The sequence below is a fragment of the Halodurantibacterium flavum genome (assembly GCF_042681825.1).
Taxonomy (GTDB): Bacteria; Pseudomonadota; Alphaproteobacteria; order Rhodobacterales; family Rhodobacteraceae; genus Halodurantibacterium; species Halodurantibacterium flavum.
Map to the genome: position 1 here is coordinate 127,002 of NZ_JBHUGH010000011.1, position 23,765 is coordinate 150,766.

Consider the following 23,765-nt stretch of genomic DNA (forward strand, 5'->3'; position numbering starts at 1 on the left):
GCCGTAAAGCTGCGAGTGCCCCGGCGCCCCTGCCGGCTAGTTGATCTTCGGTGATGAGCGGTTTGGCCACGATCGCCTCCATTCAATCTCGACCTCCGGTCGAGAGCGAGAACGCCCACCCGGTGCAAACCCGGGTCGGGCTCTACAGTGGCAAGTGCGGGGCTGATTTGATCACGCGGCGGCCGTCAGAGTTCCGATGCTTATCGGTGCGAAGAGGGATGGATGGAGGGGGTGGCAAAGGTGGTGGCGAGTTCCTCCGGCTCGGATATTCAAGTGCATCACGATGCGCTCGGCAGTTATCTGCAGGAGCCGGCAATAGACTCAAACGAAGCTCGCCTGAAACGTCATCGCCGTCAGTGAGACGTGAGCATCCAATGGCGGATATAGCTCGAACGCCTTCGGCTCGCGCGAGAAGTTCTAGAGCCGGAACAAGCACCATTCGGCGCGCTTCTCCTCGGCAACCGCCAGTTCGTTGCGCGTGACGTGAAAGGGTGTGCGTTCCCAACCGTTCGTCGTCTTGACCTCGATCAATCGAGACCGCCCGTCTGCCGAGAAGCTTGCGATGTCGTAACCCGCACCGTCTCCATCTTCCTGCGACACCCATCGTATCTTGCGTGCTAGATCGTTTCGGCCCGCGTTGGTCAGCGAGGCATGTTCATGAGCCAAGACACGTTCTTCTCCCGCTCGACCGAGCGCGCGATTGCGCTCGTCCCTACCCGCGACATCGAACTTTCGGGCAATGTGTAGCGTCTGCTCCAGTTCCTGCGGCGGCGGCTGATTCGAAAGCGTGGGTGGCGGCCCGACCCAGAGCGGTGATGTCTCGCGTAGCCCGGAGTCTTCGCGTGCGGAGGGCCTTCTGGCAAACCAACCCGGATTCTGCGCCAGCCAACGCACTACTGCATCGATCAGAGACGTCTGGAAGTGGAAGGCCGGCCGGTAGCCAGGAATCCAATCCTCGCCAAGCCCCTTGAGCACTGCACTGATGTTCTGGTGCTTGAACTCGATCGACTTTCGGGAGCGGTCGATCCGCTCTTGTAGTCGTCGGTTACATTCGGCCTTGCTATAGGACCGGCCGGCGACGTCGTCAGCGAGCATTGCGAAGTAATCCGCGACGATCAAATCGTTCTCTTCATCTGTCCAGGGCTCGTTTGCATCACATCAGTCTAGAGGTGAGAAGCTACTGAGTCATCTACTGTTTCCATCGTACACTGAATTTGTCGTCGCAACCTCGCGCGTCGCCGTATTCTAATTTGCTAAATTCTTTTTATGCAAAGATCGTCCGATGAGTTTCCAACGCGAAAGCTTACGATGATGGCCGCCAATAGCGAATTGCCGGCACCTCTGCACCGATGGCGTTGAGAGCAAGTGAAAGGTTTTGATGCGTCCAATCCAGTTTCTTGTCGGCGGTCATCAAGCCCTCGTAATATGTACCATATACTGCGAAGCTCAAATCGATGAGATCGTTTCTTGCGCGGTCGAGCCGTTTCGGAGTTTGATTCCCGTTCTTGACCCACCAGAGCAGGTAAATGACGATCGCAAGCGAGTAGCGGTAGAGATAGGCTTGCGTTCTGAGTTCTTCGGGCGCCGGGCAGGTGGAATCCTGGTCACCCCCCGATAGCGTCTCCCATATCTGATCAGCGGCTCCGAAGATCGACGAGAACATCTCCGGCGTGTATCGCGTATTCCTCCTGATGATGCGAAGGTGCTGAGGCGTAAACATTTGCTCGGCCATCTCCGGCAACGAAACCAATATGTCGTGGGCACCTTCGAGCATTCCGGAAAGCGCATTTACAGCGCCGGACCAAAGTCGTTCTAACTGAGCGCGAACCCCGGGCTCGTCTCGGTCCGGCCCGTCCAAAATGGCGACCATTCCTCGAATCTGATGCGCCACGTCGGAGCGCTGCATTGAGGAGGTCATATTCGGGGTTCGAGGATCGATTTCCACGATTTCCTTTCCCGGTTTCAAGACGATGACCTGTTCCGGGAAGTCACCGATGACGGACATCCCAGCCACAATCGCTTCGATCGATTCCTGCTTGTACAGCTCGAACCAAACGAAGTCCGGTAGAACGGCAAAATTCGCGGCTGATGCATTGAGAAACAGCCTGAGATCCTCCGACTGCAGCATGCTGCTATCGATGACCAGGCGCCGCATTAGCTTCATCATCGCCGATGTCCCGAAGGACCGTGAGTTCGCTCGCGCTCGTCGGCGGCAGTGCCGACATCAACTTTGCCACGAGCGTGTCGGTCGACCTGGCCTCACATTCCCAAATGGTGAGTACCCGCCAACCCATCACTCGGAGCGCCGCTTCGTTTTCGCTATCACGCATGACGTTTCGCTCGAACTTCGCCGCCCAGAACTCGGCTCGCGTCCTGGGCGTCGTCGCCTTCTTGCAACCCGGATGCCGGTGCCAAAAGCAGCCATGCACGAAGATGGCCAAGTTGTGCTTCGGCAGCACGATGTCCGGCGAGCCCGGCAGGTCACGGCGCTGGACGCGAAAGCGATAACCAGATGCATGCAGGAGGCGCCGCACGGTCATTTCCGGTCCGGTATTCTTCTGCCGGACGGCACGCATGATGCGACTCCTGATCGGGTCTACTTCCAAGATCAGTCTCTCTCAAACGGTGTGAAGCGATCGATCACCATGAATCCCTCCTGAGATTCGCCGATCCCGTCGTCCTGCCCGAACGTCGCGGCAGCCGCAGACCGACCTCCGATCGATTTTCGTTTGGCCAACCGCTCCACGACCCGCAGCCTCAACTTAATAGTAGTTCTTTGAAACTGATGTCTTCTTGGACTCGTCGCCAGCGCTTATAGAATTGATTTCCATGGCTATCACTATCTCATATCCAGTCGCCGGTTACGATCCTCAGTCCGAATTGAAGGTCCACGCCGCACTAAAGGCGCTTTCGGACGACTGGCACATCATACATTCCGTGGCGTGGCTCGGCCCGCGAGGCAACCGGCTTGCCGATGGAGAGGCTGATTTCGTGCTCCTCCATCGATCCTTTGGCATCGTAGTATTGGAGGTGAAGGGCGGCGGTGTCGATCTCCGGAATGGCCGCTGGGTTTCCGAAGACCGTCATGGTCGAGTGAACGATATCAAAAACCCTTTCGAGCAGGCGACCACGTCGAAAGTGAACCTGCACAAGTGGCTGAGAGGCCGTTTGGGCCTATATGTCCCGACTTGCCACGCCGTCGTGTTTCCCGACATCACCTACTCGCTCGAACTCGGGCCCGCCGCACCGACCGAAATCGTCATCGACGGTCGAGGACTGTCGGATGTTCACATCTCCCTCGCACGCGTTCTCGACCATTGGCAACAGAAGGCGAGCTTGTCCGCGGCCGACACGACCAGAATCGTCGACGCGCTCGCTCCGACCGTTACAGTCAGACGGACGTTGGCCGATGCCGCTCACGACGCCGACGCCGGACTCCTGCAATTGACCCAAGGTCAGGTTCGGGCCTTCGCGATGACCCGAAGGACCCCCAGAGCGGTCGTGTTCGGAGGCGCCGGCACCGGGAAGACGGTATTGGCTTGCGAAAAAGCGCGTCAGCTCAGAGACGAAGGCAATAGCGTCCTGCTGACGTGTTTCAACGAACTGCTGGCACGCCGACTGGCTGCCGATCCCTCGCTCCACGACATAAGAACCGCGACTTTTCACTCCCTTTGCATGACAGCCGCTAAATCGTCAGGAGTGCCGATACCGAGAATGCCGGATTCGAACTGGTGGACAGGCGACGCGCCATTGGTACTTCTTGAAGCCATGGAGAGGAATGGTCTGACCTTCGACGCCATCGTGGTCGATGAGGGGCAGGACTTTGCCGGGAGTTGGATCGAGGTACTGGAGGCGCTTTGTAGTGCCGGTCCCGACGCGCCCTTTTATGTATTCGCTGATGAACATCAGCGCCTTTGGGACCGGGACTGGGTGCCGGATGCGCAACGTTTCAGACTCGATCTCACCACCAATTGTCGAAACGCACGACCTATATCGGAACGCGTGGCGGTAATCGCCGGCTTTGATGTCGACGACTTATGTATCGATGGACCACCGGCCAAATGGTCGGACCTAACCAGGGTGCCGGATGCGCCTCGTCTCGTGCAGCGTATCGTCGAAAAGCTGCTCGCAGAAGGGTTCGAAAAGCGCGACATCGTCGTTTTGTGCGAGACTGCGAGCCTCGTGGGAAGGCTCAGGGAGATGGCCGTCGCCGACTCTGGATTTTGCCCCTACGGTGGCTCCGGAGTGGTGGCCGAAACTATAGGCCGATTCAAGGGCCTGGAGGCCCTTGCCGTGGTCCTCGCCCTTGACGGGGATACGCCCGAGCCGCCCGACCGAAATGCATATGTCGGCTTCAGCCGTGCTCGGGCCTACTTGAACGTCCTTGGTTCGCCCTCCCGAAAGGCTTCCGTAGGATGGAGGTGACGCTCGTCAGCTGCGCATTCGAAAGTAGCCATCCGTATCGAACAGCACCTTCCGATCGAGTCGCGTATTGAATAGCCGACACGACGGTTCGCCCAGATGAAGGCATACGGCACAGGCTGCCCCGTGCCTCGATTCCCAACAACCTGGATCCAATGCACATCGCGATTCGTCCAACACCACGCGATCCAAGACCGTGTGCAGATCGTGCTCGAACATGGCCTGTAAGCCCCCGAGGACGAAGTCGCCCCTAGGAACGGCGTATGTCACGACAGCCAAAGCCAAGGGGAATAGGAGCTCGGAAATGGATTCCCTATCGATACCTGCATAGTAGGAGGTCTGTCGGACCATTCGGTGCGAAAAGCTGTGAACGAGGGTCGTGATGTCGGACAGGACCGCCGAGTTTTCAGGATCATTTCCCACCGCGCCGAGGATTCCCTCGTAGGCATCTCGTATGTTGTCCTTCACCTCGATTCCGTGTCCTCGTTCCCGTAGCCAATACGAGACCCGGACCGGATCCAGCCGAGTAATAAGCGCTTCCGTGGTGGCGAGGTCCCCATAAACCACGACTGTACCGTCTCGTTCGGTGAACGCCCGAAGTCGTGACGCTCCCGGCTCGTGATCGCCCCGCGTGTAACCGAATTGACCGTTCAGGATCGGAAAGCGCTCCACCAGATCGATTCTCTGCACTCCCGCGCGTTTCAAGGCATGGTCGTACTGGCCGTCATAAAGCGCCTGCCTCTTCCCCGTGGCGGTCCTCTTCAGATCTCCGATGGTCTTCCTCGTCTCTGACATCGCAAGGGCGATCGCGGAAGCGTCATACTCTGCGGCATCGTTAACCTCGGGCGAGATACGGAGCTCCCGCGGCTTGTCGTCTGCCACCCCAGCGGCCGCAAGCGCGGCGTCGATCTGTTCCGGAGTCAATCCTTGCTCTGCCAGAGTTCTTCGAAGCGCCGCAGACTTCGCGCCAGCAACTCCATCGACCCAAGGCGATGCCATTCCTTCCGCTACCCACGCCAGTGCGGCCGGCCCACCCCCCGCGGCGTGTAGTCGCCGCCTCTGAGTGCGTGACGGGGGATTCACGATCACGACGCTCCTCGGGACATAGACGGAAGCGCTGCGGTGAACCGTGAATTCCATCCTCTCGCCATTCCGGCCCGATTGGCCACAAGTGCAGTTGGTATAGAGGAAGTTCGATCGCAAAGTTCGATTGCATTCAGGGCACGAGAGCTCGATTTCTCGCAGACTGGTCGTCCCGGGCAAGCGCATCCTCACATCGTCATGAGCCGGACAACGCGGATAGCTGGGCTCCCGTATGTCCCCGCAAGCGTCGTGAAACAATACGAAAGGGAGTTGCCCGTGCGGCCCGATCGCACCGCATTTGCAACGTGCCCGGGGGCTATCCAACAGTCGTGAGCAGTTCTTGCACCGCCAGGTCTTCGGGAACGGCTCCAACCAAGCTCCGAGTTCCCGATCGAGCGATCGCACCTGTACATTCGCACCCGCTCTCAAGCTGGCCACGAGTCGCCCATCGCGACCGCTCGCTTCCCAAGGGGCGGCAAGCCGGATCAATTCTGCTGACAATGCCTCTGCATCGACCTCGTGAACAGGCTTGTACTTCCAACTTTTGACTTTCCAAACGCCGCCTCTGACATCGACAGTCTGCTGCGGGAGATGACCGTAAAGGATTTGCGATGCGCTTCTGGTTTCCTTCATCTCGGGTCCTCTCCGCGAATCTCGACTTGCTCCTCAACGTCGCGAAGAGACAGCATGGGGCCACCTTTCGGCCCCATGGAATTCGACCATTCGTTGGCGTGCGCTGGATCGCCGAGATTCGCAGCGAGACGTTCGTACCACCATCGCACGTCTTGGGAGAGATCGGCCGTCATTTCATCGGTGTAGCCGAGCATCCCGGCGATCGTGGCACTCTCGTTCTCGCAGAAGTCAGGGTGTGCATCCAGATAATCGCGCAAGACTTTCGCCTTCGCTATGCTGCGGCCCGCCCGGGGCTCGTGAAGCAGCAGGATCCGCGCGAAGGCCAGACCCGGCAAAGTTCGCTCCAGCACCCGTCTGCTATGCCCGGTGATCGGTATAGGTTCGACGAAACGATCACCCTGAGCCACGTACTGCGGGAACGCTTTGAAGACGCTGGCGTCGCGCTCCCTGGCAATTCGGTGCACGACAAAGGCGAGGGCAGGCCACCTGCGCCCCACACGTGCCGTCGCCTGGATGAACTCGGCCGTAGTGAGCGGTAACCCAAGCATCACCATCACGTTTAGTCGGTCGATGTCCACGCCATGCGACATCATCGAGGATGCCGCGACCACGTGAAGTCGGTTGGCGAACTCGGCGTCAGGGCGTTCGAGCTTTTCGAGGACTTCCGATACGTCCGAGAAAAGGGTCCGCCCGGTCATCGAGGTTACGTTGGGCGCCGGCTTAGGGATAGCCTCCCACTGTGTCTCAGACGAACGGACAACAGCGTCGAGGTCGCGCAGCGTGTTCCCGTACACGACGTTCGTGCCGTATATGTCGACTAGGAAGTCGGCGAGCGACGGATCGACACCGATCTTCTCTGCGACGCCGCGCGGATCTCGCAGCCATTCGCGGATTGCTGACTGCAGCGAGATCATCATGCGGTCGACTGCGAACTCGACGGTCTGCCCGCGTGGCGAAACAGCAAGGTAGGAGCGCATTCGCTTGTCCGTCTCCCGGGACCAGAAGCCTTCTCCTATCTGGGGCTCTGGATACGGAAACACACGTGCTTTTTTGCCGTATAGGACTTCGCTCTGTCTTTCGTAACCGCTCAGCGTGGCGGACGAAGCCAGTATTTTGGGCCGCGTTCCCGAAAGGTGTCGCTGCAAGTGGTCATAGAGCGCCTCGTAATGCGCGTCGACAGCTCCGAGGCTGTCACGCAGAAGATGCAACTCGTCCTGCAGTCTGAACGACACCCCATAGAGAGACGGGTCCATCGGGAGGCCTTTAGGTGACCCTTTGCAATCCGGCACTAGGCATCCATTCGGACGACTCCATCGGGTCGCATAAGTGTGGCCATGCTCGGGCTCGGAACAGTATCCCATAGGTGGGCCGATGATCCCACGCATGTTGGCCTGTAGTGCGATGCCCGCCGCCTTGTCGAGCGTGCCGACGATCACCGTCGGGAGATAACGCCATACTTCGAAATCGACGACCCAGATCGGAAGTGGCTGCGCAATATCCCACTCGCAGTCGGAGTTCGTGCAGCGGTGCTCCAGCCGCCAATATCGCCGATTGAAACGCATCTCTATGCTGTCTGTGCGGCAGAACGGGCACACCTTGAGCATGCGAAGACGATCTGGCATCGAATCGTCCTCGTAGTCCCATTGGCCGCGCCGATCGCGATTTCTCTCGCGTTTGATCTCGTTGGGGGTGGCTCCACTGCCAACGAGAAAACCGAGGCCAAACGGGTCCCCCTCGATTGCCTCCTTGCGGCGGACCATCTCTGCCGCGGCCAGGGCATTGGCGAAACGCTGCGTCTGTTGGAGCGAAAGCAATCGGAGTGGGAATCTCGACCACGCCGTCACCCCCGTGGTCTTGCCACGAAAGCGATCCAGGAAAGCGGCTGTCAGGATGAGACCGAGATAGGTCTCCGTCTTGCCGCCTCCGGTCGTGAACCAGACGATATCGACGATGTCGGCACCCTCGTTTCGGCAAGCGTCCAGGTTCGCGTAAAGAAAACCGATCTGAAACGGCCGCCACGATGTGTATTTGAAGCCACCCTTGCCGTCTCGTGCGGAGATGAGCATAGATGCGTTCATCAGACGAAATGCGCGGCAAAGATCCTGGTCTTCCTCGAGGCGCGCGACACCGGCAGCTATTCGCTCGACTTCTTCGAGAAAACCCTGCCTCTCCCGCCTCGCTTCGCGTTCCATCTCCTCCGACCAGTCGGCATGTCTCGATCGTATACGCTCCATGTCCCATGCGTCGTCTCCCCAAGCCCGGAGCGCTTCGACGAGTTCGCGACCAGGCGCGACCGGATCGTCTGCAAGCCTTTCGAAGGAAAAGAAATCTTCCGACTGGCCAGGAGCGTTCCAGAATTGAGGGCGTGGCTTGTCGTGGCGCGGAAGATCGACGGTGGTGAAAACCGATCCCTCGACGGAAACCCCGCAGTTGATGCCCCACGCGGGGACATGCCGATCATAGCGAAAGCTGTCGGGTAGCGCTTCGAGAATGAACTCCCGGGTCGGCAGACCGGAAACCTCAAGTTCGCACTGAAACAGCCGCCCTCTGGCGAAAGCGTTCTTCTGTTCCTGATTTGGCTTCGAGCAATTGACGAGGGTGACGGTCAATCCCGGCAAACCATCCCGACTTGTATCCACCTCGATTTCAATGGCGGCGGCGAGGCCGGAGTCCGGAAAGCGGCTATCGAGCTCGCGTTGGATGGATGTCGTAAATCGATTTGTAGACCCATGATTGAGAAGGATACTGACGCTTTCAGTGCAGTCGATCGGATCGGACTTGATCCACCTATCGCCCTCCTTCCGCCAGACCGCGAACGAAGCACGGAGGTCGAACGACACCATGTCTCCAAATTCTGCGTCGGGGCCCAGCCGCATGCCGACGGCGCATGGCTCCAGTCTCTCTGCCCGTTCCCCAAGCTTGGATTCGGCGATTTCCTCTTCGGGGGCGAGGCGCCCGAGCCAGAACAATCCACACGGATCCACTTCCAGCGCCGACTTTTTTGCTCCCGTAGCATCCGCTACGACGAAATCGGCCAGCCAGTCGACAAAACGTTCGGCGGCCTGGTAGCGGTCGGTGATCGCCGTGTGCGGCAATTTCAATCTCCTTCGAAGGTCTTGTGCAGGCCGATCTTGCGAGCGCGTCCGCGCAAGATCCTGAGCGCCTTGCTTTCGAGCTGTCGTATGCGTTCCCGCGTCACACCATACTGTTGACCAATCTGCTCGAGCGTCTCGGCGGGTCCGTCAATTCCGAATCGCCGGCGGACGATATCGATGAGCCGCTCGTTTCCAATGCCGTCTACCAGCTCTCCGAGAACCTCCGCGAGGTCGCTGGCGATCGCAACCTCTTCCGGAGTCGGAGCTTCGTCGTTGATAAATTCGCGCAGCGGCGTGGAGGACTCGTCGTCGATAGGCACGTCGTACGAGATCACCTTTTGCTCGGAGAGCTGCGCAATCCTCGCTGTGAAGGCTTCATCCCAGCCGAGCGATTCCGCAATCTTCGGGATGTCTGCAGCGCTGTAGCCCGTGGATAGCCCCAGGGATCGCCTCGTGCGTCGGTATTTCGATATCTGTCCGCGCATATGGACGGGGAGGCGTATCGTCGAACCCACATCGTCGATGCCGCGCGAGATCGCCTGCCTTATCCACCATACAGCGTATGTCGAGAACCTGGTGCCCCAGTCCGGGTCGAACTTGTCACATGCCCTCATCAGTCCCATCAAGCCGAACTGAACGAGATCCTCTGGATCCATTCGATATCGGAACCTTCGGTCGTAGGCCATCTTGGCGACCAAGCGAATGTTGGAGGTCACGAGCTTCGCCTTCGCCTGCTCGGCCCGCGCGAGGACACGCTGCCCGATAGGCGAAAACCGATCCGCATCCGGCAACCGCAAACCGTCTTGGATGGCATACCCGAGCTCTCGCTCCTCAGCTTCATTGAGCAAAGGATACTTCCGTGCGAGACCCAGTAGCTGCTCTAGCGCCGTCCCCGCACGCGGTGACGGAATTCCCTCGAAGGTTACCTCACTGACTGCCGAATCTTCGACTATCCTTATGCTGTCGGCCGTCAACGCCCTTTCGATTGCTATCGCTTCGTCGGGCGTGATGCCGCGTCGAAGATAGGTGGCGTCGATTTCGCTGCGCTTGAGTTCGCCGTCCTGACGATAGGCGTCATCGCCCAAGTCCTCGAGTGTGCGACCTACCAGGCGGTCACGCTTATCGTCAGCTGTTTCCGACAATGTTCTTTTCGCGAATGTGCCGCACGATCGACTTCCCGATCACTTCCCCCAGCAATGGTGGTACGGCGTTACCGATCATTCGGCCGACGGATTTCATGGAAACCGCCGAGCCTGGCTCAATGAATTCATATGTCCGGGGGAAGGTTTGAAGAATCGCCGCTTCGCGGAGACTGATGGCACGATGTTGCTCCGGATGACCGAATCTGCCGTTTCCGAATCCGAAGCACTGCCCCGTCATTGTGGGAGCCGGTTTGCCCCACTCCATTCGCCCATAGACGGCCGGGTACGTTTTCCCGCTTTCCCGAACGTGACACGGTGCGCGAAGCTCATCTGGCCAGTCTCGCCAAGTTCCGCCGGGTTTCGAGGCAAGCATCCGCTTCATGTTCGTCGGAGACAGCCGGCTCGTACGATGAAGCGGATCCCCTGTATCGGTTTCACCGGCACCGAGCGGGGGCATGTCTCCGATCACGTCGCGCACCGCGGTCCACTGTTCTGGGTGTTTGTGGGTGGGTGGCAGAATGTCGATTTCACCGTGCCGCGATGCAAGTAACACAAGACGGCGACGTTGCTGCGGTGCGCCATACTCGCGACAGTCCACGATCCAATGTTTGACACGAAAGCCCGCCTCCTCGAGCTCGTCAACGAAAGACTTGAACCGGTCGGTAACTGCCAGAGGCGTTACGTTTTCCATCGATACGATGTCTGGCAGCACCGACCGTGCGAGTTCACCGAAACGATCCAATAGCGCCCATTTGTCTCGATGATTTCCTCTCGGCCCTTGCGTGTAGGTGGAGAACGGCTGGCAGGGTGCACAGCCGGCTAGCACTCGAACCTTCGCCCCATCGAGAGCGGTGGCAGCATCGGCGGCGGTGTAATCTAAGGCGCTCTTATGGACGAACCGGGAGCCGTTGTTGACCTCGTAAGCGTACCGGCACGCACCATCTATATCGACGCCTTCGACCACGGTGATCCCGGCACGCTGCAGACCATATGTCAGCCCACCGGCCCCGCAAAAAAGATCGACCGCCATCACGTCGTCGCTCCCGGTCACGGGAAAGATCGAGTGGTCCTGCACAGAATTGGCGTTGCCCCGGGCGACTTCTCGTTCGGGTGCCGATTTTTTGACCGATACAGAGTTCAAAGTACCTGACATGGCAAATTCTTGATAGATTCTTGCTTGAAACTCAATTCCCGCGAGCGACTTGACAGTATTGATCCACCCTTATCCCGCCCGTTGGTCCTTCTCGCGGCACCGTTCGGGCAACACTTCTGGCTACCATAAGATTCCAAACCTTTCCTTCATGGCGGGGGTCTTCGCCCACGGCTCACCGGGGAGCCGATCGACCAGTGCCGTGAACACGAGCCGAAACGATTCCGCCGTCGATGCTTCGGTCAGCGTCTCCACCTGAGCCGCCGGTAGCAGAGGCCGCATGTCGAGCAGAAAGCGCGGGTTCGCCAGCTTGGCGAACATGCGTTGCTGGGCCTCGGCGCGGGAGATCGCCTGGCCGGCAAGGGCGAGATAGCGACCGAACATCTCGACGATGCGATCGATGGCGAGATCCTCGAAGACTTCGAGAGCATGGGCAATGTCGTAAAGATCGCGTCCCTTGTCCCGCTGCAGCAACGCCCGCAGCTTGGTCGCCAGCATCTCCTCGCGGGAGAATGTCGGAATGGCGGCCTCGCCGGAGAACCAGGGATTGGTGACCTCGAGCGATAACGCCGCCGGCGCATCGAACACCTCGATCTCGCGGGTGTTGATCTCGATCTTCAGACGGATCGGCACGCCGCTGCCGTCCTCGGCCTCGACCCGGAAGCGAAACTTCGGCGCGACGGGGCTCTGGTCGAACCGCGCCTGCCCGAGCCATGGCTCCAGAAGTGCGCGCAGTCGGTCGAGGATCGGACCGATCGGACCGCCGGAGGTGCGGACCAGATCGATGTCCTCCGAATAGCGCAGCGGCGCCGGAAAATGCAGCTTGTTAAGCGCCGTTCCGCCTCGGAACCGCAATGCGTCGCGCAGCATGTCGTCGGAGAAGATGTCGACGAGGGCGCGGCTGATGATGAGGTCCTGCTCGACCTGGCGCTGATCCGCCCACGGAACGACATTGCCCCAGGCGACGATGTTCTGGGCCGGGATCATTCGTCGAGCTCCGGCACGCGCCGCACGATCACACGCCAGCGGGAATCGCGTTCCTGTGGTTCGGGCGCGAAGTCCGGATCCCGTGCCTCCTGCCGGTCGAGTTCGGCCCAGGGAACAGCCCCTCGTTCCTGCAGCGCCTCCAGCATCGGCGTCGTCAGGGCCTCGCGGCCGAGGCGATCCAGAAGATGTCCGAGGCGTTGCACGACCGGCCGCTCAAAGGTTGCCGACAGGGTGGCGAGTTGCTGGGGATCGATCTTCTCCGCGAGGTCGGAGAGCACCGTGGCGACATTGTCGATGCCGCCGGACGCCTTCGGATAGCGCAGCAGATCGAGAGCCGTCAGAGCTGCTGACGAGATATTCATTGTACCGGTATCGGTCTTGCGGCCCTCAATCCCTGCGGTCACCGCTTCCATGTCCTTGCGGAAATAGAAGACGATCAGGTTGCGGCCGGCACGGATCTTCGGAAGGCGCTTGGCCGAAACGACCTGGAACTCCATGACCGCCTGGTGCGTCGCGCCATGCAATTCTGCGGCCTTGAGAAGCCCGACATAGTAGGCCTGACGCTCATAACGCATGAGCGCGTCGATGTACCAGGCCGGCGGTGGCGCTCCCCAGGATGCAAACTGCGGCGGGACGACGACATAAAACCCTTGCCGCGGGTTCAGCAGGGCCTTGCGACGCTGCAAGCGCTCGGCGGCATCCAGGAACGCGCCGCGCCCGACGCCGAGCGCCGCCTCGGCTTCCTCGGCGGTGAAAACCGTCCGGCCCGCGGAGAGCAGGCCGCTGACATAGCTCGACAGGGCGGATCGCTGATCGTGAACCATGCTCTCTTATCCGCTTTTAGCGCGGATATTTCAACACGGATTGTAACAGAGCCGCGATTCACCTCAAAAAATCCGCACTATCAGCGGATATTTTGACATGATTTATCCAGGGTGAACTGGCCTCGGTTGCCTTGAGAACTCTCGCCTTGTCCCCAATGCTTGGCTGACCGAATCAGGCATGGCGTCGCCCTTCGGGCCGGGCTCTCGGCTGGCGCTGAAGCCCCGCTTGCGCGGTCTTCACCCTGCGGGCGTCGATCCCTGACGCGTCGTGGTGCTGCTGCGGTCGGTGGATGTCGGGAAGGCGGCTTTGCGCCTTCACGGTTCTGCGCCCTTGCGGGCCTCCGGCCCGGCGAGAGTCAGAGTGCGGACGGGGGTTTGCCGTGACGGGTTGAGGTCGAGAGAGAGGCTCTCGGCGCCCGTCGCGGAGAACCGCGATGTCCAGATATGACCGCACCCCACGCGCCGGCCCGGACCGGACGAACCTGTACGATGAAATCACCAACAAGATCATCGCCGAGCTGGAAGCCGGCCGCGTGCCCTGGGTGCAGCCCTGGGGCACGTCTGCGGCGAAAGCCCCGCTCGGCCTGCCGAAGAATGCCAGCACGGGCCGAAGCTACAGCGGCATCAACATCCTTCTCCTCTGGGGCGCCGTCGTCCAGCACGGCTTCCCCGGCCAGGGCTGGCTCACTTTCCGGCAGGCCCTTTCCCTTGGCGGCAATGTGCGCAAGGGCGAGCGCGGCACCACCGTCGTCTATGCCGACCGCTTCGTTCCCGAGGACGAGAAGAAGCGCGCCACCGAGACTGGAGAAGAGGCGCAGGCCGTTCCGTTCCTCAAACGGTTCACCGTGTTCAACACGGCGCAATGCGAGGGGCTGCCCGACGATATCGCCGTCACCATCCCGCCGCCACCCGGCCTGATCGAGCCGAAGGTCGAGGCGCTCATCAAGGCGACCGGCATCGACTTCCGCATCGGCGGCGACAAGGCGTTCTACGTTCCCGCCCACGACTATGTGGTCGTGCCGCCGCCGCAAGCCTACTACGAGCCGATCAACTGGCATCGGACCGCACTGCACGAAATCGGTCACGCCAGCGGTCATCACAGCCGGCTCAACCGCGATCTTTCCGGATCCGTCGGCTCGAAGAAATACGCCTTCGAAGAAATGATCGCTGAACAGATTTCGGCTTTCTGCTGCGCTTCGCTCGGCATCGTCCCGACCGTGCGCCATGCAGATTACATCGGCTCCTGGCTCGACGTCATGCGCGAGGATTCCCGCGCCATCGTCCGTGCCGCCTCGCAGGCCAGCAAAGCGGCGGACTGGATCCTGTCCTTCCTTCCGGATGCTGACAGCCCCGCCGTCGATGCCGAGATCATCGACAGGAGGGCAGCGGCATGATCCTCCTGACACCCGAACTGCGCGTTCGCCTGCTCGCCAATGGCCGTCAGCGCGACGTCGACCATGTGCCGGTCGTGAAATTCTACAATCCGTTCGGCGAAGGCGTCTGGCTCGCGACCGAGCTGGATCCGGACGGCGACATCATGTTCGGCCTCGCCGATATCGGCTATCCGGAGCTTGGCAGCTTCTCGCTGGAGGAAATGGAGTCCATCCGGTTGCCCTTCGGCATGGGGATCGAGCGGGACCTGCTCTTTACCGGGGATTTCCCGATCTCGGTCTGGGCTGACGCGGCAAGAGAGGCTGGCAGCATACGTGCGGCCGAGCGCATTCTTTACGCCCGCGCCCGCGGCGCCGCGTCCAACCTCACTCCCCCTGATACGGAAACCCGGAAAGCCTGATTTCCGGCTCTCCGGCTTGCGATCCTGCGCCGCTCTCTCCGAGGCAGAGGGCGGCGCGTCTCGCCGTGACGCGGTGAAAGTCCCGGCACCCGGCCGGCTGCCCGTCGGGGAATCCGAACATGACGCGACATCACAGAAAACTCACCATCGAGCCGCAGCCTCTCCGGTTCTCGGCCCAGGAGCAGGCCGTCGTCTACGAGGCCCGCCAGATCCTGCTGCGCCACCTCAACCAGAACCCGGTCCTGTCCTCCTGGCAGGCGGTTCTTGACTATTGTGCCATCACCATCCGTGGAGAGGTAGAGCGCTTCCATGTCCTCTATCTCGACCGAAAGAACCGGCTCATCTCGGACGAATGCCTCGCCATCGGCACGGTCGATCATGTCCCGGTCTATCCCCGGGAAGTGCTGCGGCGGAGCCTGGCGCTCAACGCGACCGCGCTGATCATCGTGCACAATCATCCGGCCGGCGATCCCGAACCCTCGGCCGCCGACCTCGCTATGACGAAGGAAATCCAGAAGGGCTGCAAGGTTCTGGGCGTAACGCTGCATGACCACATCATCGTCGGTATCGGCCGGGAGGTCAGTCTGCGCGCCCGAGGCGAAATCTGATTGCTTGTCGGACAGCCTGACGGGCTCGGCTTCTCCGCACGCGGTTTCCCGGTGGCTTCCAGTCACAGGAAGCCGACCGCGCTGCCCGCAGAGTCAGAGGAGGGAAGGTGTTTTCGCGACGGGTCGGAAGCGGAGAGAGAGGCTCTCGGCGCCCGTCGCGGAGACTACCCTGATGGCTACTGCCGCTCAGAAACTCACCCTGTCGCCCTCGCGCGACATTCCCTTCAACAAGCTCGTTCTCAGCCAGTCGAATGTCCGGCGCGTCAAGGCCGGCGTTTCAGTCGAGGAACTGGCTGAGGACATCGCCCGCCGCGGCACGCTCCTCCAGAGCCTCAATGTCCGCCCCGTGCTCGATGCCGACGGCAACGAGACCGGCATGTACGAAGTGCCGGCCGGCGGCCGCCGCTATCAGGCCCTGGCGATCCTCGTGAAGCAGAAGCGTCTCGCGAAGACCGCGCCGGTGCCCTGCGTCGTTCGCGATCCCTCGACGCAGATCCTCGCCGAGGACGACAGCCTGGCCGAAAACACCCAGCGCGTGGCTCTGCATCCCCTCGACCAGTTCCGCGCCTTCCTCGACATGCGCAACAAGGGCATGACCGAAGAGGAGATCGCGGCCGCCTTCTTTACCACGGTTCAGGTCGTCAGGCAGCGGCTTCGCCTCGCCACCGTCTCTCCCGTGCTGCTCGACGTCTATGCCGAGGACGGCATGACGCTGGAGATGCTGATGGCCTTCACCGTCAATCCCGACCATGCCCGTCAGGAACAGGTCTGGGAGAGCATCCGCAATTCCTGGCAGAAGGAGCCGTGGCAGATCCGGCGCATGCTGACCGAAACCACCGTCCCGGCGTCCGACAAGCGCGCCCGCTTCATCGGCCTCGAAGCCTATGAGGCGGCGGGCGGCGCGATTCTGCGCGATCTCTTCTCCCACGACAATGACGGCTGGCTGCAGGACGTCTCCCTGCTCGACCGCCTGGTTGACGAGAAGCTGAAGGTGATGGCCGACGAGATTGCCGACCAGGGCTGGAAGTGGATCGACGCTTCGGTCGAACTCCCCTACGGCCATGCCAGCGGCCTGCGCAAGCTGACCGGCACGGCGCAGGACCTCACCGAAGACGAACGGGCGGCCCGCGAGGCTCTCCGCAATGAGTATGACGATCTCGAATCGGAATATGCGGAGGCCGACGATCTGCCCGAAGAGGTGGATCAGCGTCTCGCCGAGATCGAGGCCGCCCTCGACGCCTTCGAGAACCGCCCCGTCAGCTTCGATCCGGACGAGATCGCCCGCGCCGGCGTTTTCCTCAGTATCGACCGGGACGGCCAACTCGTCGTCGATCGCGGCTATGTCCGTCCCGAGGACGAGCCCGAAGCCGCCGTCGAGGGCGACGACTCCGGGACCGGTGACGAGGCCGACATCGACCGCGTTGACGCCGATGTCGATCCTTCGGCTCGGCGCGCCGCAATCACCATCGGCAGCCAGCCGACGGACACGGATGACGACGAAGGCGACGTCATCAAGCCGCTGCCGGAACGCCTGGTGACGGAGCTGACGGCCGAGCGGACACTTGCGCTGCGCGACAGGCTGGCGAACAACCCGTCCGTCGCGTTCCTGGCCGTGCTGCACAAGTTCTGCCGGGACGTCTTCTCCCGCTACACCTCCTACAGCCCGGCCATGGAAGTCTCGGTGCGCAACACCGGCTTCTCCCTGCAAGCGCCGGGCCTGAAGGACACCCCGGCGGCGCAGGCCATCGAGGAGCGCCACAAGGCATGGGAGGCGCGCATGCCGACCGACGAGGCCTCCCTCTGGGATTGGCTGATCTCTCTCGAAGGCACCGAGCAGGCGGCGCTCTTTGCGCATTGCGCGGCTTTCGGGGTCAACGCCCTTTACGAGAAGGCCGATCGCTACGGCGGCGGCACCGTCACCGTGCACGGCATCCAGCAGCGTCTTGCCGAGGCCGATCGTCTCGCACGCGCTGTCGAACTCGACATGGTGGAAGCAGGCTGGAGGCCGACGGTCGAGAACTATCTCGGCCGCGTCACCAAGCCTCGCATCCTCGAAGCCGTGCGCGAGGGGGCGGGCGAGCGCGCGGCCGAGCTGATCGACCATCTCAAGAAGGGCGACATGGCCAGGGAGGCCGAACGCCTGCTGGCCGATACCGGCTGGCTTCCCGAGCCGCTGCGCCTGGTCGCGGAAGAGCCAGCGGAGCTTTCGGCCGAGCACGACGACGGTGAGGCATTGCCAGACTTCCTCGCTGGCGACGACGAGCACGATGCGACTGACGGCACCGACGAGCCGGCGGTTCTCGTCGCCGCTGAGTGACACGCATCTGCGGGGCGGCTCCGGTCGCCCCGTCTTTTTCCTCACTTTCCACTCGCTAGGCCCGGCATTCCGCTGGGCTGGTTTCGTTTCAGGAGACCAACAATGTCCGCTTCCCTTGTCCTCGACATAGCTCCGCTCGGCTCGCTGATTGCCTATGCCGACGGAGAGCCCAAGCCACCCGCCCGCTTCACGAAGAAGCTGGCAGCCTGGGAACGTCGCAACGGTGTCGGCCGTCTCGTGCGCAAGGAGCCCGCGCGCGAGCGCCCGACCTACACAACCCCGCCATGCTTCACCCTGCATGAAGGCAATTTCGGTCAGGGCGGCATCATCCTCGTTACGGTCATGCGCACCTATGGCATCGACAGCGACCTGACCTTCCGGGTCGTCGAGCGCCCGAGGGTCGGTCAGGTCCGCGTCGTGCAGGATGTCGGCGACAACGTCGAACTGCTGCATCTGGCGGAGAGTCGTGAAGCTGCCGAACTCTGGCTGGCGAAGACCGGATACAGCCGTGCCCGGCTTGAGGACGTCACGGCCGATGAGGTCGGTGCCGATGTCGTCGAGGGCCGCGCTGCCGCCTGACCGTCGCTCAATCCCGTCTACCTGGCCCGCCGTCGAACGACCGCGGGCCATTTTCGTTTTCAGGAGAAACCCATGGCCATTCCCGATTACGCCCGCACCAACTTCAACACCCTGCTGCGCGCGGCGGGCGACGGCAATCTCGCACTCATGAAGTGCCTGGATGCCGTCACCCGCGAGCCGCGCTATGTCCTGTGCGCCGTGGGGCGCGCGGACGACGGCGATTACGTCATGACGCCGTTCGGCCATCTTGCAGACGGCGATCCCTATGACGCCTACCTGCCGCCCGACCCTGACGATCCAACCGGCTTTCTGCCGAACAGCGAAGGCGAGGGCGCAGCATGATGACGGTGGAGGAGATATTCGCCGAGGACCGCCGCAATCCTCCCCCGGAGCGCTCGCTTCCGTGGGCGGAAACCCGTGGTGGCGTCACCGTCGTTGTGGAGCCGAAGCCGCATTGGGCCGGCGACATGCGGGCTTTTCGGCTCGATGCCCGTGAATACTGCCACTATGCCGACTGGAGTGCGAACGGCGGCCGGGCGCGGTTCTACGGCCATATCGATACCTGCGGCGGCGATCTGCTTCTGAAGGCTCGCGTTATGGTCGCCCGAGAGATCGCGGACCGGCTTTGGGGCTGATCCGTTTCGGCCCGTTTGGCTATGTCAGGCCCTATCGTGCTGAGTACAGCCGTTAATCCTGCCAGAGGTCGCGTTCCAGTTTGCATGGGCCGCCATCGTTTGTCCGGGCGCGGGACGGCTTCCGCGGCCTGCAACACCGATCTGATAAGACCGGCCTGGGGGAGGCTGGCAGCGAAGGCGCTGGCACCTGCGACGGGTGCCGGCTTCCAGTCAGATGCAAAGCACCACCCCCGCTTCCATTCGCGAACCTTGGTCCGAACCGTCTCTTCGTCAATCAACCCCGGAGGGGTCGGCTTACGCGAGCGTGCCGCCCTCGCGGATTCGGACGAGCCGAACGCGCGAGGGTGATTGCAGATCCGGTCAGACACTTCGGGCGCCTGTCGCGCGGGGGATGGTCCCCCGCCTCCAAAGACAGGAGCCGGAACAATGTCCTATGCAGATGCCACCGCTTTCGCCGCCAGCCTCGCCGAAACCCTGATGGTCTCGATCGTCGTGTTCCAGGCCGGGGACGGAACCCACGGCGTTTGCCCCGCCGGCGAATTCGACGGCGATGAGGACATGGTCGAATTTGAGATCGATCCCTGGCAGTGAGGCGCATGCGCCTCACATCAACGGCCCAAAGCAACCTGCGCCCGGGCCTTGGGCACAGCCGCGCCGGCGCGGGGTGCGATCCCAATCAGCCGGATTTGCTGCCGCGACATGCGCTCACGTTGCCATCGATGCCCGGGCGAACGCGCCCGGCGTCACGCCCAAATGGCGTCGGAACGATCAAATGGCTCCGATCGAAGAAACCGACTCTCACGCCGGATTAAAGAGCGAGAGGACGGTTGCGAGGGCCATGACGGGTTGGTTGCCGGAGAGAGAGGCTCCCGGCGCCCGTCACGGAGCGTCAGCCGATGGCCCTTGCACATCAAACCACCTTCGCCCCAATCGGAAAAATTCTTGCCGAACGGGTGCTTCCCAGACTTGAGCACACGCAGAAGCGCCCCTTGCGTGTCGCCTGCCTCGGCACGGTCAGCTATGACGGCGCCACCGAAGCAGATTGCGTCGACCGCAGCATCCCGATCGGTGAAGCCTCATCGCCGCAGGATGCCATGGCCGTTGCCGCAATGCGGGTCTCGCACGGTGACATCCGGGTCACACCGGACAATACGCTACGCTTCAGGCCACGGCTGATCGTTATTCAAGACAGCGGGTTTGGCCTCGTCATCGCCGGCGAAATCCGCGCCGGCATAATCCTCTGGCAGCAGCCTGTCGCCAGCAAGGCCGAAGCTACACTCGTTGTCGTCGAAGCCAGCCACCTGCGCGGCAGGGCCTTCGCCGCCGCCGGCCACGGAGATCACCCAGCGGCCCGCGATTTCCGCTTCCAGGCTACCCTACTCGAAGCGAGGCTGGTCGATCCCCGCTGGCGCGAGACTGCCTGCGAGCTGCTGCGGCTCCCGCAGGCCGCGTGATTTCCCCTCCCACGATCACCATTCATCCCGGCCTCCTGCCGGGCATTCACCTACGGAGTCTCCCATGCCGAAATTTGTCGTCAGCAAAGGCCATGACGCCTTTGTCTACTACGAAACCATCGTCGAGGGCGAATGGCTAGCCACCCGCTACGTGCAGGAATTCGATGACTACGAAATCGACGAGCATAACGGCGTTCGTCCGCTCGAAGATGGCGAGACCGTCGAGGCGTTTCTGTTCATCAGCGTCACCTCTCAGGAGCGCGATGCCCTGCTGGCGGGCCTTCGCCTCCTTCAACTCGCACTCGCCGGCGAACACATCGACCCGCAGCTGAGAAGCATCCTCACCAATGACGGTGCTCACGCCGGCCTCGATCTCACCCAGATCGACGCCCTGTGCGAACGCACCAACATCTAGGAGGCGCCCGATGTATGCCACTTATCTGCGCCTCGATGTCCTCGTGTGGGACAGCGATCGCACGGTGATCCGCGCGGCACGCCGAAAGCTGGCTCAATCGGCCCAGCGCGATCCGGCCGTGCGGGATGCGCGCAAGCGCTTCTATCGCAAGATGCTTCGCGACCATGCCGATGCCCAGCAGCTGGTGGTGCATTGTCGCCTCTGACCCACCCGCACCGCAATTCCCGATCCCCGCCCCGGCCTCGCGCCGGGCTTTCTCGTTTCAGGAGCCTGTCATGGCCGACTATTTCACGCACTTCTCCTGCCTGCTCAACGTCCGCACGCCCAAAAACGCAGCGCGCGCGCTCGAGCTCTACAATCGCATGCAGGAGGAAGGCGCCTCAGAAGATCCGCCATCCGAAAGCTTCCTCGTGTCGATCCAGCCCGAATATGGCGGCACACAGCTCTGGATGCGTGATGACGTCACCGGCGATCCCGAACGCCTGATCCAGTTCGTCAAGCTTTGCGCCAAGGAGTTCAGGCTGACAGGCCGCTGGGGCTTTCAGTACGCCAACACCTGCTCGAAACCCTGCATCAACGCCTTTGGTGGCGGCGCGCATGTGCTCGACCTTGCAACCGGTGAGACGGTCGCCTGGACCTATACCGACGGTTGGCTCGCCGAGGTTCTGGACGGAGGCGATCCCGATGCCTGAGGTAATCGAAACAGGACCGCCTTGAAGGACAGTGCAAGAGCGTGCGCGACCAGCATGTTGAAAGGTGCTCGCGTCTTTTCCCCTCCAATGCGCACGAACGGCTCCAGCAACATGCCAAACAATTGTGCGGACAAGCCCTGTTACTTCTCACCTGGGCACGAACAGGATATATCAGCCCCGAGGAAGACAAGGCCGCCTTGTTCCAGTGGTACAAGGATCGGCAGAGCGCTTCCGCCGAAGACTGATCCACGAGCAGCCACAATTCATGCCATTGTGAGCAGGCGCCGCTCGACTGCATCGAGCAACTGAACTGGTCGCGAAACTACCGCCTTCACGAACCGGGGCGCGGCCGACTTCGGACCAGCAGCACCATCGTCACCATCAGCAAGATGGCACCGGCTATGGCGGACGGCCCGAGTGTCTCGCCAAACAGAGCGAAGGCGAGCGTCGTCGCCGTGAGCGGCTCGGCCAGCGCAATGATGCTGGCAGGCGTGGCCTGCGTCGCCTTCATCCCGCGGAAATAGAGCACATAGGCCAAGCCTGTCGGAACCAGGCCCATATAGAGAAGTGCGGCCCAGACCTGTCCTGTCCAAACGCCCGGCGTCATCCCGGCCGCAATGGCGAGCGGCAGCAGCATCACCGCACCCGCGCCGAATCCTGTGACGATGATCTTTCCGGGATCGTGTCGACCGGCAAGGCTTCGGCTCAGCAGCACGAAGCCGGAATAGGAGAGCGCGGAGCCACATGCCCATAAGATGCCCGCCGGATCGGCGTCTTCGGCTGGCGGCGTGCCGATCAGCAGAATGGTGCCGATCAGGCCAAGCCCCAGCGCGGTGACAACCGTGCGGGATACCTTCTCGCGTAACAGGATGATCGCCAGAATGCTGACGATCACAGGCGCCGAGCAAATGGTGATAAGGGTTGCCAGGGCAACGCCGACATCGGCGACGGCCTGGAAATAACACGCCTGATAGGCCGCCATGGTGAGCCCGATTCCGGCGATGCGCAGGCGGTCGCTGCCGTCGAAGCGGAAGGTCTCCGGACCGAGCCGCCACCAGCACCAGAGACCCAGTAGCGGGACGGCCAGCGCGAGGCGGAAGAAGCCGACGACCAGCGGCGGGATGTCCTCGATCCCGTAGAGCAGCCGCGAAGCGATGCCGACTGTCCCCCATAGAACGGCCGCGGCAAGCACCAAAGCCGGGCCGGAAACGGGCGACGGATGAGAGCGCACTCCGCTCGGCTGTCCGCCGGCAGCAGTCACGCTTCCCGCACGCTCTCGTGGCCGCTCGCCCTGGCCGCCTTGACGAACTTCCGGTCGAAGGTCGCGAAGCCCGAGCAATGCGTGGATTTGCCGAGATGCAGCGCGTCCGCGAAGTCCATGCCTTTCTCGGCCAGATCGAGCGCGGTTGCGACGACGGCTCCATCCTCGATCGTTACCGTGGGGAGTCCTGCGAACGCGCGCAATGCGCGTGCGACGTCCGCCGGCCGGTAGGCATAGGTGCTGCGCAACACCCATTCCGTTTCAAGGATGACCGTGGCCGCAACGAAGATGGGTTCGCCATCGATGAGTGCGCGTGCGCGTGGGGATTGCTTCGGATGATCGCCGGTCAGGTAGCGGACGATCAGGTTCGTATCAACCGCGAGCATGCCGGCGCCTGGCCTCGGCGAGCACGCCAGCATCCATCTCTTCGAGGCTCTTCGGCTTGCCTTTGTGAGGCAGCACGCCAAAGACGTCTTCAGGCCGCGTCTCCGCGAAGGCTGGCGCAGGCTTCAACAGCACGCCCTCGGCCGTCTCCTCGACGGTCAGCCGTGTTCCCGCCTGCCATTCCCGCCGCTGGCGAATGGCGCTCGGCAGAATGACCTGTCCCTTGGTGGAAACCGTGGTGATGAGCTTCTCTGCGTTGGCCATAGGCCCGAACCTTTCAGATGTAAGACAA

25 protein-coding genes and 1 pseudogene are annotated in these 23,765 nt (G+C 61.9%); 14 read left to right on the forward strand and 12 right to left on the reverse strand.

What is annotated here, in order from left to right; genetic code table 11:
- The first annotated feature begins 222 nt into the window (after window positions 1-222).
- Window positions 223-360: a hypothetical protein gene (locus ACFSGJ_RS14810; RefSeq protein WP_390263482.1), complete on the forward strand. Its 138-nt coding sequence runs from the start codon at window positions 223-225 to the stop codon at window positions 358-360.
- Here ACFSGJ_RS14810 and ACFSGJ_RS14815 read toward each other — a convergent pair.
- From ACFSGJ_RS14815 to ACFSGJ_RS14825, 3 genes and pseudogenes are all read right to left on the reverse strand, one after another.
- Window positions 322-1,095, reverse strand: a pseudogene (locus tag ACFSGJ_RS14815) (protein NO VEIN domain-containing protein). The gene ACFSGJ_RS14810 and the pseudogene ACFSGJ_RS14815 overlap by 39 nt on opposite strands.
- A 208-nt stretch (window positions 1,096-1,303) precedes the next feature.
- Entirely contained in the window at window positions 1,304-2,167 is an 864-nt protein-coding gene (locus tag ACFSGJ_RS14820) for a hypothetical protein (RefSeq protein WP_183318994.1), read from the reverse strand.
- Window positions 2,133-2,576 carry a very short patch repair endonuclease gene (locus ACFSGJ_RS14825; protein ID WP_183318991.1) on the reverse strand — a complete coding sequence of 148 codons (444 nt, stop codon included), beginning with the start codon at window positions 2,574-2,576 and terminating at the stop codon, window positions 2,133-2,135. The genes ACFSGJ_RS14820 and ACFSGJ_RS14825 overlap by 35 nt, the downstream gene beginning before the upstream one ends.
- 253 nt (window positions 2,577-2,829) lie before the next feature.
- Here ACFSGJ_RS14825 and ACFSGJ_RS14830 point away from each other — a divergent pair, with 253 nt between their 5' ends.
- Window positions 2,830-4,425 carry an NERD domain-containing protein gene (locus ACFSGJ_RS14830; RefSeq protein WP_183318989.1) on the forward strand — a complete coding sequence of 532 codons (1,596 nt, stop codon included), beginning with the start codon at window positions 2,830-2,832 and terminating at the stop codon, window positions 4,423-4,425.
- A gap of 6 nt (window positions 4,426-4,431) precedes the next feature.
- Here the strand turns inward: ACFSGJ_RS14830 and ACFSGJ_RS14835 are convergent, their stop codons facing one another.
- The 6 genes from ACFSGJ_RS14835 to ACFSGJ_RS14860 all read right to left on the reverse strand — a co-directional run bounded on the left by ACFSGJ_RS14835 (window position 4,432) and on the right by ACFSGJ_RS14860 (window position 13,336).
- Window positions 4,432-5,421, reverse strand: coding sequence for a hypothetical protein (locus tag ACFSGJ_RS14835; protein WP_183318986.1), 990 nt, complete (start codon window positions 5,419-5,421; stop codon window positions 4,432-4,434).
- A 713-nt stretch (window positions 5,422-6,134) separates the two neighbouring features.
- Window positions 6,135-9,233, reverse strand: coding sequence for a helicase-related protein (locus tag ACFSGJ_RS14840; RefSeq protein WP_390263434.1), 3,099 nt, complete (start codon window positions 9,231-9,233; stop codon window positions 6,135-6,137).
- A 2-nt stretch (window positions 9,234-9,235) separates the two neighbouring features.
- Complete coding sequence (locus ACFSGJ_RS14845) at window positions 9,236-10,318, reverse strand: sigma-70 family RNA polymerase sigma factor (RefSeq protein WP_183318982.1); 1,083 nt, start codon at window positions 10,316-10,318, stop codon at window positions 9,236-9,238.
- A 40-nt stretch (window positions 10,319-10,358) separates the two neighbouring features.
- Window positions 10,359-11,528 (reverse strand): DNA cytosine methyltransferase, encoded by a 1,170-nt coding sequence (locus ACFSGJ_RS14850; protein WP_210289717.1) that lies wholly within the window; start codon window positions 11,526-11,528, stop codon window positions 10,359-10,361.
- A gap of 120 nt (window positions 11,529-11,648) precedes the next feature.
- Window positions 11,649-12,512 carry a nucleotidyl transferase AbiEii/AbiGii toxin family protein gene (locus ACFSGJ_RS14855; RefSeq protein ID WP_183318980.1) on the reverse strand — a complete coding sequence of 288 codons (864 nt, stop codon included), beginning with the start codon at window positions 12,510-12,512 and terminating at the stop codon, window positions 11,649-11,651.
- A complete protein-coding gene (locus ACFSGJ_RS14860) occupies window positions 12,509-13,336 on the reverse strand; it encodes a type IV toxin-antitoxin system AbiEi family antitoxin domain-containing protein (RefSeq protein ID WP_183318978.1) in 828 nt (275 codons plus the stop codon). The genes ACFSGJ_RS14855 and ACFSGJ_RS14860 overlap by 4 nt, the downstream gene beginning before the upstream one ends.
- 434 nt (window positions 13,337-13,770) lie before the next feature.
- Between ACFSGJ_RS14860 and ACFSGJ_RS14865 the strand changes: the two genes are divergently transcribed.
- The 12 genes from ACFSGJ_RS14865 (at window position 13,771) to ACFSGJ_RS14920 (ending at window position 21,828) form a co-directional block, all read left to right on the forward strand.
- Window positions 13,771-14,730, forward strand: a complete 960-nt coding sequence (locus ACFSGJ_RS14865; protein WP_183318976.1) for an ArdC family protein — start codon at window positions 13,771-13,773, stop codon at window positions 14,728-14,730.
- On the forward strand, window positions 14,727-15,128 hold the full coding sequence (locus tag ACFSGJ_RS14870; protein WP_183318974.1) for a DUF2958 domain-containing protein: 402 nt from the start codon (window positions 14,727-14,729) through the stop codon (window positions 15,126-15,128). Before ACFSGJ_RS14865 ends, ACFSGJ_RS14870 begins: the two co-directional genes overlap by 4 nt.
- A gap of 119 nt (window positions 15,129-15,247) precedes the next feature.
- Window positions 15,248-15,736 carry a RadC family protein gene (gene radC, locus ACFSGJ_RS14875; RefSeq protein ID WP_183318971.1) on the forward strand — a complete coding sequence of 163 codons (489 nt, stop codon included), beginning with the start codon at window positions 15,248-15,250 and terminating at the stop codon, window positions 15,734-15,736.
- A 172-nt stretch (window positions 15,737-15,908) separates the two neighbouring features.
- Window positions 15,909-18,053, forward strand: coding sequence for a ParB/RepB/Spo0J family partition protein (locus ACFSGJ_RS14880; RefSeq protein WP_342640479.1), 2,145 nt, complete (start codon window positions 15,909-15,911; stop codon window positions 18,051-18,053).
- A gap of 102 nt (window positions 18,054-18,155) precedes the next feature.
- Entirely contained in the window at window positions 18,156-18,632 is a 477-nt protein-coding gene (locus ACFSGJ_RS14885; RefSeq protein ID WP_183318967.1) for a hypothetical protein, read from the forward strand.
- Window positions 18,633-18,704: 72 nt separating this feature from the next.
- Window positions 18,705-18,974: a DUF6117 family protein gene (locus ACFSGJ_RS14890; RefSeq protein ID WP_390263443.1), complete on the forward strand. Its 270-nt coding sequence runs from the start codon at window positions 18,705-18,707 to the stop codon at window positions 18,972-18,974.
- Entirely contained in the window at window positions 18,971-19,267 is a 297-nt protein-coding gene (locus ACFSGJ_RS14895; RefSeq protein WP_183318963.1) for a hypothetical protein, read from the forward strand. Before ACFSGJ_RS14890 ends, ACFSGJ_RS14895 begins: the two co-directional genes overlap by 4 nt.
- 426 nt (window positions 19,268-19,693) lie before the next feature.
- Window positions 19,694-19,858, forward strand: a complete 165-nt coding sequence (locus tag ACFSGJ_RS14900; RefSeq protein ID WP_183318961.1) for a hypothetical protein — start codon at window positions 19,694-19,696, stop codon at window positions 19,856-19,858.
- Between the two features lie 305 nt (window positions 19,859-20,163).
- A complete protein-coding gene (locus ACFSGJ_RS14905; protein WP_183318959.1) occupies window positions 20,164-20,721 on the forward strand; it encodes a hypothetical protein in 558 nt (185 codons plus the stop codon).
- A gap of 64 nt (window positions 20,722-20,785) precedes the next feature.
- Entirely contained in the window at window positions 20,786-21,136 is a 351-nt protein-coding gene (locus ACFSGJ_RS14910) for a hypothetical protein (RefSeq protein ID WP_183318957.1), read from the forward strand.
- Window positions 21,137-21,146: 10 nt separating this feature from the next.
- The gene (locus ACFSGJ_RS14915; protein WP_183318955.1) at window positions 21,147-21,341 is read left to right on the forward strand and encodes a hypothetical protein; all 195 of its coding nucleotides are present in this window, start codon (window positions 21,147-21,149) and stop codon (window positions 21,339-21,341) included.
- Between the two features lie 70 nt (window positions 21,342-21,411).
- On the forward strand, window positions 21,412-21,828 hold the full coding sequence (locus tag ACFSGJ_RS14920) for a hypothetical protein (protein ID WP_183318953.1): 417 nt from the start codon (window positions 21,412-21,414) through the stop codon (window positions 21,826-21,828).
- Window positions 21,829-22,159: 331 nt separating this feature from the next.
- Here ACFSGJ_RS14920 and ACFSGJ_RS14925 read toward each other — a convergent pair whose 3' ends face one another.
- The 3 genes from ACFSGJ_RS14925 to ACFSGJ_RS14935 form a co-directional block, all read right to left on the reverse strand.
- Window positions 22,160-23,020, reverse strand: a complete 861-nt coding sequence (locus ACFSGJ_RS14925; protein WP_390263476.1) for a DMT family transporter — start codon at window positions 23,018-23,020, stop codon at window positions 22,160-22,162.
- 65 nt (window positions 23,021-23,085) lie between these two features.
- On the reverse strand, window positions 23,086-23,475 hold the full coding sequence (locus ACFSGJ_RS14930; protein ID WP_183318948.1) for a type II toxin-antitoxin system VapC family toxin: 390 nt from the start codon (window positions 23,473-23,475) through the stop codon (window positions 23,086-23,088).
- Entirely contained in the window at window positions 23,462-23,737 is a 276-nt protein-coding gene (locus tag ACFSGJ_RS14935) for an AbrB/MazE/SpoVT family DNA-binding domain-containing protein (protein ID WP_183318946.1), read from the reverse strand. Before ACFSGJ_RS14935 ends, ACFSGJ_RS14930 begins: the two co-directional genes overlap by 14 nt.
- Window positions 23,738-23,765 lie beyond the last annotated feature (28 nt).

Bases quoted from the DNA above. Each gene is read 5' to 3' on its own strand.
- radC (WP_183318971.1), top strand. From the start codon at position 15,248: ATGACGCGACATCACAGAAAACTCACCATCGAGCCGCAGCCTCTCCGG.
- ACFSGJ_RS14935 (WP_183318946.1), bottom strand. From the start codon at position 23,737: ATGGCCAACGCAGAGAAGCTCATCACCACGGTTTCCACCAAGGGACAG.
- ACFSGJ_RS14905 (WP_183318959.1), top strand. From the start codon at position 20,164: ATGGCCCTTGCACATCAAACCACCTTCGCCCCAATCGGAAAAATTCTT.
- ACFSGJ_RS14835 (WP_183318986.1), bottom strand. From the start codon at position 5,421: ATGGCATCGCCTTGGGTCGATGGAGTTGCTGGCGCGAAGTCTGCGGCG.
- ACFSGJ_RS14820 (WP_183318994.1), bottom strand. From the start codon at position 2,167: ATGATGAAGCTAATGCGGCGCCTGGTCATCGATAGCAGCATGCTGCAG.
- ACFSGJ_RS14825 (WP_183318991.1), bottom strand. From the start codon at position 2,576: ATGCGTGCCGTCCGGCAGAAGAATACCGGACCGGAAATGACCGTGCGG.
- ACFSGJ_RS14885 (WP_183318967.1), top strand. From the start codon at position 18,156: ATGTCCGCTTCCCTTGTCCTCGACATAGCTCCGCTCGGCTCGCTGATT.
- ACFSGJ_RS14830 (WP_183318989.1), top strand. From the start codon at position 2,830: ATGGCTATCACTATCTCATATCCAGTCGCCGGTTACGATCCTCAGTCC.
- ACFSGJ_RS14870 (WP_183318974.1), top strand. From the start codon at position 14,727: ATGATCCTCCTGACACCCGAACTGCGCGTTCGCCTGCTCGCCAATGGC.
- ACFSGJ_RS14880 (WP_342640479.1), top strand. From the start codon at position 15,909: ATGGCTACTGCCGCTCAGAAACTCACCCTGTCGCCCTCGCGCGACATT.
- ACFSGJ_RS14860 (WP_183318978.1), bottom strand. From the start codon at position 13,336: ATGGTTCACGATCAGCGATCCGCCCTGTCGAGCTATGTCAGCGGCCTG.
- ACFSGJ_RS14850 (WP_210289717.1), bottom strand. From the start codon at position 11,528: ATGTCAGGTACTTTGAACTCTGTATCGGTCAAAAAATCGGCACCCGAA.
- ACFSGJ_RS14920 (WP_183318953.1), top strand. From the start codon at position 21,412: ATGGCCGACTATTTCACGCACTTCTCCTGCCTGCTCAACGTCCGCACG.
- ACFSGJ_RS14895 (WP_183318963.1), top strand. From the start codon at position 18,971: ATGATGACGGTGGAGGAGATATTCGCCGAGGACCGCCGCAATCCTCCC.
- ACFSGJ_RS14810 (WP_390263482.1), top strand. From the start codon at position 223: ATGGAGGGGGTGGCAAAGGTGGTGGCGAGTTCCTCCGGCTCGGATATT.
- ACFSGJ_RS14865 (WP_183318976.1), top strand. From the start codon at position 13,771: ATGTCCAGATATGACCGCACCCCACGCGCCGGCCCGGACCGGACGAAC.
- ACFSGJ_RS14890 (WP_390263443.1), top strand. From the start codon at position 18,705: ATGGCCATTCCCGATTACGCCCGCACCAACTTCAACACCCTGCTGCGC.
- ACFSGJ_RS14900 (WP_183318961.1), top strand. From the start codon at position 19,694: ATGTCCTATGCAGATGCCACCGCTTTCGCCGCCAGCCTCGCCGAAACC.
- ACFSGJ_RS14915 (WP_183318955.1), top strand. From the start codon at position 21,147: ATGTATGCCACTTATCTGCGCCTCGATGTCCTCGTGTGGGACAGCGAT.
- ACFSGJ_RS14855 (WP_183318980.1), bottom strand. From the start codon at position 12,512: ATGATCCCGGCCCAGAACATCGTCGCCTGGGGCAATGTCGTTCCGTGG.
- ACFSGJ_RS14930 (WP_183318948.1), bottom strand. From the start codon at position 23,475: ATGCTCGCGGTTGATACGAACCTGATCGTCCGCTACCTGACCGGCGAT.
- ACFSGJ_RS14910 (WP_183318957.1), top strand. From the start codon at position 20,786: ATGCCGAAATTTGTCGTCAGCAAAGGCCATGACGCCTTTGTCTACTAC.